3 protein-coding genes are annotated in these 3672 nt (G+C 72.1%); all 3 read right to left on the minus strand.

Annotation, left to right across the window (positions count from 1 at the left end):
* A partial coding sequence (gene glgB, locus GTY56_RS35285) for a 1,4-alpha-glucan branching protein GlgB (RefSeq protein WP_161369359.1) occupies positions 1-1748 on the minus strand: 1748 nt, incomplete at its 3' end.
* Between the two features lie 3 nt (positions 1749-1751).
* On the minus strand, positions 1752-3122 hold the full coding sequence (locus GTY56_RS35290) for a maltokinase N-terminal cap-like domain-containing protein (protein ID WP_161369360.1): 1371 nt from the start codon (positions 3120-3122) through the stop codon (positions 1752-1754).
* A gap of 28 nt (positions 3123-3150) precedes the next feature.
* The coding region (locus tag GTY56_RS35295) for an alpha-glucosidase C-terminal domain-containing protein (RefSeq protein ID WP_161369361.1) at positions 3151-3672 on the minus strand (522 nt) is incomplete at its 5' end.

Genomic DNA, 3672 nt, shown 5'->3' on the forward strand with positions numbered 1-3672 from the left:
GCGAACTCCTGCCCCATGAACAGCAGTTGCTTGCCCGGGTGGCCCCACATGAAGCCGAGGTAGGCCCGGTGGGTGGCGCGCCGCTGCCACCAGTCGCCGGGCATCTTCGACACCAGTGCCTGCTTGCCGTGCACGACCTCGTCGTGGGAGATCGGCAGGACGTAGTTCTCGCTGTAGGCGTACACCATCGAGAACGTCATCTCGTGGTGGTGGTACTTGCGGTGCACCGGCTCGTGCGCGATGTACTCCAGCGAGTCGTGCATCCAGCCCATGTTCCACTTGAGCCCGAAGCCCAGCCCGCCGGTGTCGGTCGGCCGGGTCACCCCGCCCCAGGCGGTGGACTCCTCCGCGATCGTGACCACGCCCGGGGCCCGCCGGTACACCGTCGCGTTCATCTCCTGGAGGAACCCCATGGCGGCCAGGTCCTCCCGGCCGCCGTAGGCGTTTGGCTCCCACTGGCCGTCCTCGCGTGAGTAGTCGAGGTACAGCATCGAGGCGACGGCGTCCACGCGCAGCCCGTCGATGTGGAACTCCTCGCACCAGTACACGGCGTTCGCGACCAGGAAGTTGCGCACCTCGGTACGGCCGAAGTCGAACTCGTAGGTGCCCCAGTCCGGGTGCTCCGCGCGCCGGTCGTCACCGGGCTCGTACAGCGGCTCCCCGTCGAACCGGGCCAGCGCCCAGTCGTCCTTGGGGAAGTGCGCCGGCACCCAGTCCATGATCACGCCGATGCCGGCCCGGTGGCAGGCGTCGACGAAGAACCGGAAGTCGTCCGGTGTGCCGAGCCGGGACGTCGGCGCGTAGAACCCGGTGACCTGGTAGCCCCAGGAACCGTGGAAGGGGTGCTCGGCGACCGGCATCAGCTCGACGTGGGTGAAGCCCATGTCCTTCACGTACGCCGGGAGCTCCTCCGCGAGCTGCCGGTAGGTCAGTCCCGGCCGCCATGACGCCAGGTGCACCTCGTACACCGAGAACGGCGCCTCGTGCACGGGCGTGTCGGCCCGGTGCGCCATCCATGCGCCGTCGCCCCACTCGTAGTGCGAGGCCGTCACGATCGACGCCGTGTTGGGCGGCTCCTCGCAGCACCGGGCCATCGGGTCGGCCTTGAGGAAGCGGTGCCCGTACCGGGAGTGGATCTCGAACTTGTACGCGGTGCCCTCGCCCACACCCGGCAGGAACAGCTCCCACACACCGGAGGCGCCCAGGGACCGCATCGGGAACTGCGTCCCGTCCCAGTGGGTGAAGTCCGTGGCCACCCGCACGCCCTGGGCGTTCGGCGCCCACACGGTGAACCGGGTGCCCTCGACGCCCTCGTGGGTCATGGGCTGCGCGCCGAGCGCCTGCCACAGCTGCTCGTGCCGGCCCTCGCGGATCAGGTGCAGGTCGAGCTCGCCGAGCGCGGGCAGGAAGCGGTACGGGTCGGGCGTCTCCTGCTCGCCCTCCTCGTACGTCACGTGCAGCGTGTACGCGGGGACCGCGTCCAGAGGCAGCACGCCCGAGAAGAGGCCGTCACCCTCGGAGACGAGGGCGGTGCGCCTGCCGCCGATCACGACGCTCACGGAGCGGGCGAAGGGACGCAGCGCACGGAACACGATCCCGCCCGGGACCGGGTGGGCGCCCAGCAGCGCGTGCGGATCGTGGTGGGCACCCGCCAGCAGGCGCCCGCGGTCCTCGGCACTCAGGGCGGGCGCGTCAGTGCACGGGACCGGGCCGGACGGCTCCGGGATTGAGGTGTCGCGCAGGGCCACGGCTCAGTCTCCTCTCACGGCGAGGCGCTCGATCGCCGCCATCGGTACAGGCAGCCAGTCGGGGCGGTGCCGTGCCTCGTACAGCACCTCGTACACGGCCCGGTCCGTCTCATAGGCGCGGAGCAGTCCGTGCTTCTTGCGGGGGTCCCAGCCGGCGCGGGCCGCGTAGCCCGCGCAGTAGGCCTCGCGGCAGCGGCGGGCCCACTCCGGGCGCCAGGGGCGGCGCTGCCGGGCGGCGTAGTCGAAGGAGCGCAGCATCCCGGCGATGTCCCGCACCGGGGAGTGGGCGCTGCGCCGTTCGGAGAGCGGCCGGGACGGCTCGCCCTCGAAGTCGATGACGAACCACTCGCGCCCGGCCCGCAGCACCTGCCCCAGGTGCAGGTCGCCGTGGATGCGCTGAGCGGGCGGCCCGGGATCACAGCTGGTGAGCGCGGCGAACGCGGTCCGCAGGCCCGGCACGAACGGTTGCAGCGCGGGCACGCAGTGCGCGGCGGCGTCCAGCCGCTCGGTCATCGCGGCCGCCGTCTGCCCGTTCTCCCCGGGCCCGCCGACGGGGAACGCCGACGCCAGCGCCAGGTGCACCTCAGCCGTGGCCGCGCCCAGCGCCCGGGCCTGGACGGTGAAGTCGTCCCCGGCGGCCAGCGCGTTCAGCCCCAGCGTCCAGCCGTCGGAGGCGTCCCGCAGATACGGCTGGAGCACCCCGAGGGTGGCCTTGAACGGATGGTCCGTCTGGAACCAGGCCACGGGCGCCGGTACACGGTGGCAGCCCTGGCGGGCCAGTGCGCCCGGCACCTCCAGGTCCGGGTTGACGCCCGGCTGGATGCGCCGGAAGACCTTGAGGATGTACTCGTCGCCGTACACCAGCGAGGAGTTGGACTGCTCGGCGTCCAGCAGTCGCGGCACCAGCCCGGCGGGCACCTGGTGCCCCGGGGCGCAGTCGAAGCGCAGGGGGCCCGCGGAGCCCGGGTGCCGCAGCCGGTCCAGCAGGAGCTGGGCCGAACGGGGATCGTGCAGGGCGTCGTAGACCGTCAGCCCGGCCAGCGGCCCGTCCTGCACCCGGCCGATGAGCGCCCGACCGAGCCGTGGCGCCGGGTGCTCCCGCACGCCGAGCAGCAGTTGGTAGCAGTCGCCCGCCGGAGGTGCGCCACCGGGCGAGGGCACACCCGTGTGGCCGGCGTGACCGGCGTGGACCAGCAGATGCAGACAGCCCGGGAAGAGCTCGGTCATCGACAGCAGGCCCAGCTCCGTGACGGGCCGGTCCTTGCCCGCGAACCAGCGCTGCCGGGGCAGCCAGTCGCGCAGCAGCCCGCCGAGCGACTCCATGGGCTCGGCCAGGCGCGGAAGATCCGGGCGCAGGGATGCGGTCTTCGGCATGGTCACGCCTCCTTGTCTCGGCGCAGGCTCACAGTCGCCGGCCGATGCGGGATGCGACTCGAGTGAGCCGGAACCAGTAGAAGCCGTGGCCCCCGAGGGTCAGCAGATAGGGCAGCTCGCCGATGGCGGGGAAGCGGACCCCGCCGAACAGCTCCACCGGGTGCCGCCCCGCGAACTCGCGCAGGTCCAGCTCGGTGGGCTGCGCGAAGCGCGCGAAGTTGTTGACGCACAGGACCAGGTCGTCCTCGTACTCCCGCAGGAACGCCAGCACCGCGGGATTGGAAGAGGGCAGTTCGGTGTACGAGCCGAGTCCGAAGGCGGGGTTCTGCTTGCGGATCTCGATCATGCGGCGGGTCCAGTGCAGCAGCGACGACGGCGACGACATCGACGCCTCGACGTTGGTCACCTGGTGGCCGTAGACCGGGTCCATGATCGCCGGGAGGCAGAGGCGGCCCGGGTCGCAGGTGGAGAAGCCGGCGTTGCGGTCCGGGGTCCACTGCATCGGGGTGCGCACCGCGTCCCGGTCGCCGAGCCAGATGTTGTCGCCCAT

Source organism: Streptomyces sp. SID5643 (assembly GCF_009872555.1).
In the GTDB taxonomy this organism is placed as follows: Bacteria; Actinomycetota; Actinomycetes; order Streptomycetales; family Streptomycetaceae; genus Streptomyces; species Streptomyces iakyrus.